6 protein-coding genes are annotated in these 6,379 nt (G+C 64.5%); 2 read left to right on the top strand and 4 right to left on the bottom strand.

The window, feature by feature from the left end; translation table 11 throughout:
* Positions 1-124 precede the first annotated feature (124 nt).
* Positions 125-697 carry an MOSC domain-containing protein gene (locus tag AC0969_RS19600; protein ID WP_479625827.1) on the bottom strand — a complete coding sequence of 191 codons (573 nt, stop codon included), beginning with the start codon at positions 695-697 and terminating at the stop codon, positions 125-127.
* Positions 697-1,881, bottom strand: coding sequence for a beta-ketothiolase BktB (gene bktB / locus AC0969_RS19605; RefSeq protein ID WP_479625828.1), 1,185 nt, complete (start codon positions 1,879-1,881; stop codon positions 697-699). The genes AC0969_RS19600 and bktB overlap by 1 nt, the downstream gene beginning before the upstream one ends.
* Before the next feature lie 80 nt (positions 1,882-1,961).
* Here bktB and AC0969_RS19610 point away from each other — a divergent pair, with 80 nt between their 5' ends.
* On the top strand, positions 1,962-3,914 hold the full coding sequence (locus tag AC0969_RS19610; RefSeq protein WP_479625831.1) for a propionate--CoA ligase: 1,953 nt from the start codon (positions 1,962-1,964) through the stop codon (positions 3,912-3,914).
* Positions 3,915-4,037: 123 nt separating this feature from the next.
* Positions 4,038-5,120, top strand: coding sequence for a PA0069 family radical SAM protein (locus AC0969_RS19615; RefSeq protein WP_479625829.1), 1,083 nt, complete (start codon positions 4,038-4,040; stop codon positions 5,118-5,120).
* Here the strand turns inward: AC0969_RS19615 and fghA are convergent.
* Together fghA and AC0969_RS19625 are read right to left on the bottom strand one after the other, a co-directional pair.
* Entirely contained in the window at positions 5,117-5,977 is an 861-nt protein-coding gene (fghA, locus tag AC0969_RS19620; RefSeq protein ID WP_479625830.1) for an S-formylglutathione hydrolase, read from the bottom strand. The two genes, AC0969_RS19615 and fghA, sit on opposite strands and share 4 nt — an antisense overlap.
* Positions 5,977-6,379, bottom strand: a 403-nt coding sequence (locus AC0969_RS19625) for a zinc-binding dehydrogenase (protein WP_479625230.1), incomplete at its 5' end; no start/stop codon positions are given. The genes fghA and AC0969_RS19625, both read right to left, overlap by 1 nt.

The following is a 6,379-nucleotide window of genomic DNA, read 5'->3' on the forward strand; positions in this document are numbered from 1 at the left end:
TGGTAAACCAGATGATGTCACTTCCCAGTGGCTGCGCCTACACCTTCACCCTCAAAAATTCGACTCCCAATCGACAGGAAATTACATCTTTGAGTGGTTGTGCAAGTGGCTCAAATATATAGCGCTAAGCGTGTTTGGCCCGCTTGCTGGCAAATGCCACCGGAATCGCCAAGGCTCGGCGGCCCGGCTCCAGCGTAAAGGCCTGCCCTGCCGCCAGGCTACCCGGCTGTACCACCGCCAGATACCAGCCGCAGCGGCCCGACTGGGCCATGTCGCGCGTGGCACCTAAGTAGCCCATTACGGCGTTGAATTTGAAGCAGGGCTGGCGTGGCTCGGTGACGCGCAGGCTGCAATCGGGGAAGTGCAGCAGGTCGCCCACCCACACCTCGGCCTCCAGCAGGCCACGCAGAGTCAGGTTCTCGCCCACAAAACCGGGCGGTAAGGGCTCGTCAAACAGGCTGACCCCTTGGGCCTGCCGCTGGGCTTGCCAGAAGGCGTAATGCTCGGCGGGGTAGGCGTAGACGGCTTTGTCCAGCCCGCCGTGCACGCTGAGGTCGGCCTGCTCGTCGCCCGCCAGGCCCAGGCGGCCCACGGCCACCGTGCCCGCTACGGCGTGCTTGCCAATGCCCGACAGCACGCGCCGCCCACCGGCCATCAGCGGGCGGGCAGTGCCGATGTTGAGGCTCTCCAGTTGCATCAGCAGCGCTCGAAAATAGCCGCAATACCCTGGCCGCCGCCGATGCACATGGTCACCAGCGCGTAGCGGCCCTGGATGCGTTGCAGCTCGTACAGGGCTTTGACGGTGATCAGCGCGCCCGTGGCACCGATCGGATGGCCCAGCGAGATGCCCGAGCCGTTGGGGTTCACCTTGGCCGGGTCCAGGCCCAGGTCGCGGCCCACGGCGCAGGCTTGGGCGGCAAAGGCTTCGTTGGCCTCGATCACGTCCAGGTCTTGCACCGTCAGCCCGGCTTTTTGCAGCGCCAGGCGGGTGGCGGGCACCGGGCCGATGCCCATGTACTGCGGGTCTACCCCGGCATGCGCGTAGGCCACCAGGCGGGCCAGCGGCTGCAGGCCACGGGCTTTAGCTGTGGCCGCGTCCATCAGCACCACGGCGGCGGCGGCATCGTTGATGCCCGAGGCGTTACCGGCGGTGACCGTGCCATTTTCTTTGGCGAAGGCAGGCTTGAGCTTGGCCATGTCGGCCATCGTCACACCGCTGCGGAAGTGTTCATCGCTGGCAAACAGGGTGTCGCCCTTTTTGCTTTTCAACACCACGGGGGTGATCTGGCTGGTGAAGTAGCCCGCAGCCGTGGCACGTTCGGCCCGGTGGTGGCTTTCTACCGCCAGTGCGTCTTGCTCTTCGCGGCTGATGCCCCATTTTTTGGCGATGTTTTCAGCCGTCACGCCCATGTGGATGTTGTGGAAGGGGTCGTGCAGCGCGCCAATCATCATGTCGGTCAGTTTGGCGTCGCCCATGCGCATGCCCCAGCGGGCGCTGAGGGCGGCGTAGGGGGCGCGGCTCATGTTCTCGGCCCCGCCGCCAATGGCGATGTCGGCGTCGCCCAGCAAAATGCTTTGTGCCGCGTTGACGATGGCCTGCAGGCCCGAGCCGCACAGGCGGTTCACGTTGTAGGCGGGCGTGCCTTCACCACAGCCACCCAGCACGGCCGCCGCGCGCGACAAATACATGTCGCGCGGCTCGGTGTTGACCACATGGCCAAACACCACATGGCCCACGTCGGCTCCCTCGGTCTGGGCACGCAGCAGCGACTCGCGCACCACCTGGGCGGCCAGGTCGATGGGCGGTATGTCCTTCAGGCTGCCGCCAAAGGTTCCGATCGCGGTACGTACGGCGCTGACAACAACAACTTCGCGGGCCATGGAGATTCCTTGTAAAAAGTTAAAGGGAAGGGGGAAGATGCCAGGGATGGCTGGGAAAGTCAGTTTCCAGCCAGTTCAGAATTCATAATTATGAATGCAAATTAAATCAACAACGGAGACACCGCATGGCCGCCCCTACCCATTACGCTGATTTTTACCAGCGCTCCCTCACCGAGCGCGACGCATTCTGGAGCGAGCAGGCCCGGTTGATCGACTGGCAGACCCCACCCCAGCAGGTGTGCGACTACAGCCACCCGCCGTTTGCCAAATGGTTTGTGGGCGGCACCACCAACCTGTGCCACAACGCAGTGGACCGGCACCTCACCGACCGGGCCGACCAGCGGGCGCTGATCTTCGTGTCCACCGAGACGGGCGAAGAAACGGTTTATAGCTTTCGACAGTTACACGCCGAAGTCCAGCGCATGGCTGCTGTCTTGCTGGACTTGGGTGTGGCCAAGGGCGACCGGGTGCTGGTCTACATGCCGATGGTGGCCGAGGCCGCGTTTGCCATGCTGGCCTGCGCCCGCATCGGGGCTATCCACTCGGTGGTGTTTGGCGGCTTTGCCTCGGGCGCGCTGGCCTCGCGCATCGAAGATGCCGAGCCGGTGGTTGTCATCAGCGCCGATGCCGGTTCGCGCGGCGGCAAAGCCGTGGCCTACAAGCCGCTGCTAGACGAAGCCATCCGCCTGTCTGCCCACAAACCCCGCGCCGTGCTGCTGGTAGACCGCGGCCTGGTTGCTATGGATTTAGTAGCTGGTCGTGACCATCTGTGGGGCGCAGAGCGGCTAAAACACTTGGACACGCTCGTGCCCTGCGCCTGGGTCGATGCCACACACACCAGCTACACCCTGTACACCAGCGGCACCACCGGCAAGCCCAAGGGCGTGCAGCGCGACACCGGCGGCTACGCCGTGGCGCTGGCCGCTAGCCTGCCGCATATCTACGGCGGCAAGCCCGGCGAAACCTTCTTTTGCACCAGCGACATCGGCTGGGTGGTGGGCCACAGCTACATCATCTACGGCCCGCTGATCGGCGGCATGGCCACCATCTTGTACGAGGGTCTGCCGACCCGGCCCGACGGCGGCATCTGGTGGAGCCTGGTCGAAAAGTACCAAGTGACGGTGATGTTCAGCGCGCCCACCGCCGTGCGAGTGCTGAAAAAGCAAGACCCGGCGCTGATGGCGAAGTACGACCTGTCCAGCCTGCGCGCGTTGTTCCTGGCCGGGGAGCCGCTGGACGAACCCACCGCCACCTGGATTAACCAGGCCTTGGGCAAACCCATCATCGACAACTACTGGCAGACCGAAACCGGCTGGCCCATCCTGGCCCTGTGCAACGGCGTGGAGTCGGCCGCCACCAAGTTCGGCTCGCCCGGCAAGGCGGTGTACGGCTATAACGTCAAGCTGCTCGACGATGCCACTGGCGAGGAGTTGACCGGCCCGAATCAAAAGGGCGTGGTCGCCATCGAGGGCCCGCTGCCCCCCGGTTGCCTGCAAACCGTGTGGCGTGACGATGCCCGCTTTGTGCAAACCTACTGGTCCAGCGTGCCCGGCAAAATGCTCTACAGCACCTTCGATTGGGGCGTGCGTGATGCGGACGGCTACTTTTTCATCCTGGGCCGCACCGACGACGTGATCAACGTAGCCGGCCACCGCCTGGGCACCCGCGAGATCGAAGAGAGCATTGCCGCCCACCCCAATATCTCCGAGGTGGCGGTGGTCGGCGTGGCCGATGCGCTCAAAGGCCAGGTGGCCATGGCGTTTGCGGTACTCAAAGACTCCAGCGTGATCAATAGCGAGGCCGACCGCGCCCAGCTGGAAGCCGAGGTGATGCGCATGGTAGATAAAGATTTAGGCGCCGTGGCCCGCCCCGCCCGCGTCACCTTTGTGCACCTGCTGCCCAAAACCCGCAGCGGCAAACTGCTGCGCCGCGCCGTGCAAGCCGTCTGCGAAGGCCGCGACCCCGGCGACCTGACCACCATGGACGACCCGGCGGCCTTGCAGCAGATCAAAGAGCTGGTTGCGGGCCAGTAGGGTCTGCAATATACTGGATGTGTATCCAGTTATTTGCTATTTTAAATATAGCTAGTAGCGATGGTGCAATATGCGCTAGAGGCCTATTTTGTTTAAATTTTTACCAATCCAGAGGGGCAGGGCGTGACCGACACCCTGGTCCCCGTCACTGCCATCAAAGGTCGGGGCACGGCCACGCACCTGGCGCACCGCTTCAGCAGCGAGGACCGCGCCGCGTTCGACGACGGCTGGGGCACGCTGGAAGGCGCGGAGCCCGCCGCGCCCCTCGCCACCCAGGTCATTTTTGAAGACGCACACAGCGCCATCACCCGCAACGACTCGCCCGACATTTACTTCGACTACGGCCTGAACCCGTACCGGGGCTGCGAGCACGGCTGCATTTATTGCTACGCCCGGCCCACGCACAGCTATCTGAATATGTCGCCGGGGCTGGACTTTGAAACCAAGATCATCGCCAAGCGCAACCTGGCCGAGGTGCTGGCCCGCGAACTTGCCGCCCGCAGCTATGTGCCGCGCATGCTGGCCCTGGGCACGGTGACCGACGGCTACCAGCCCATCGAGCGCGAATTAAGCCTGACCCGCAGCGCGATTGCCGTGGCGCAGCGCTGCCACCATCCCCTGGCGCTGGTGACCAAGGGCAGCGGGGTGGAGCGGGATTTGGACCTGCTGGCCCCGATGGCGGCGCGCAATCTGGCCGCCGTGTACGTGACCATTACTACGCTGGATGCCGCCCTGGCCCGCACGCTGGAGCCGCGTGCTGCCGCACCGCACCGCCGCCTGCGCAGCATCCGCGCCCTGGCCGACGCGGGCGTGCCGGTGGGCGTAAGCGTGGGGCCGCAGATTCCGTTCATCAACGACGACATGGAGCAGGTGCTGGCCGCTGCCTATGAGGCCGGTGCCCGCACTGCCTTCTACACCGTGCTGCGCCTGCCCTGGGAGGTGGCCCCGCTGTTCCGCCAGTGGCTGGAGCTGCACTACCCGCAGCGCGCCGACCGGGTGATGGCCCGCATCCAGGATATGCGCGGCGGCAAAGACTACAACGCCGACTTTGCCACCCGCATGAAAGGCAGCGGCCTGTGGGCCGACCTGCTGCGCCAGCGCTTCCACAAGACGTGCGCCAAGCTGGGTTTGAACCGTGAGCGGGTGGAGCTGGACGTGGGGCAGTTCCGGCCCGGCTTGTTGTCCGGGCAGGAAAGCCTGTTTTAGACGATGGACAGCCCCAACCCCTGGGCGTGGTGTGCCATGTGGTCGGCCATGAAGCTGCTGATGAAGTAGTAGCCGTGGTCGTAGCCGGTGTGGCGGCGCAGCAGCAGGGGCTGGCCCACGGCCTGGCAGGCGGCTTCAAAGATATGCGGGTGGAGCTGCGGGGCCAAGAACTTGTCGGCCAAACCCTGGTCGATCAAGATGCCTTGGGGGTAGGGCGCAGCGGTCTGGGCGGCCATCAAAAACACCGCATCGTGCGCGGGCCAGGGGGTGTTGTCGGCCCCCAAATAGCCGGTAAACGCCTTTTGCCCCCAGGCGCACTGGGTGGGCGCGCAGATGGGCGCAAAGGCCGACACCGACTTGAACAGGCCGGGGTATTTCAGCGCCAGCGTCAACGCGCCATGCCCGCCCATCGAGTGGCCAAAGATGCCGATGCGCTCAGGGTCGATCGACAACTCTTCGACCAGCAGGGGCAGCAGCTCTTGGACCAGGTAGCTTTCCATGCGGTAGTGGGTGGACCACGGTGCCTCGGTCGCGTCGATGTAGAAGCTGGCGGCCATGCCAAAGTCCCAGCTATCGGCCTCGCCTGGCAGATTTGCCCCGCGTGGCCCGGTGTCGGGCGCGATCAAGGCGATGCCCAGTTGCGCGGCGTACTGCTGCGCCCCGGCCTTGGTCATGAAGGTTTCTTCGTTGCAGGTCAGGCCGGCCAGATAGAGCAGGGCGGGCACCGGGCCGCTGGTGTTGGGCGGCATGTACACCGCAAAGCGCATGGGCAGGCCGATCTCGCTGGATTCGTGCTGGTAGAAGGTTTGCACGCCGTCAAAGCAGGCGTGCTCGGAGAGGGTGGTGAGCGCAGTCATCAGAACAGCACCACGCCACGGATGGATTCACCGCGTTTCATCAAATCAAACCCCTTGTTGATATCTTCTAACGGCATGGTGTGGGTGATCAGCGGGTCGATGCTGATCTTGCCCTCCATGTACCAGTCCACAATCTTCGGCACGTCGGTGCGCCCGCGTGCGCCGCCGAAGGCCGAGCCCTCCCATTTGCGGCCGGTGACCAATTGGAACGGCCGGGTGCTGATCTCTGCCCCGGCTTCGGCCACGCCGATGATGATGCTGCGGCCCCAGCCCTTGTGGGTGCATTCCAGCGCCTGGCGCATCACCTGGGTGTTGCCGATGCATTCAAAGCTGTAGTCGGCCCCGCCGTCAGTGAGTTGGACGATGGCATCCACCACATTCGGGACCTCTTTGGGGTTGATG

The organism is Rhodoferax sp. LB1P47 (assembly GCF_056521445.1).

Excerpts from the sequence above, each read along its gene's own strand:
- AC0969_RS19600 (WP_479625827.1), bottom strand. The coding sequence starts at position 697 with ATGCAACTGGAGAGCCTCAACATCGGCACTGCCCGCCCGCTGATGGCC.
- bktB (WP_479625828.1), bottom strand. The coding sequence starts at position 1,881 with ATGGCCCGCGAAGTTGTTGTTGTCAGCGCCGTACGTACCGCGATCGGA.
- fghA (WP_479625830.1), bottom strand. The coding sequence starts at position 5,977 with ATGACTGCGCTCACCACCCTCTCCGAGCACGCCTGCTTTGACGGCGTG.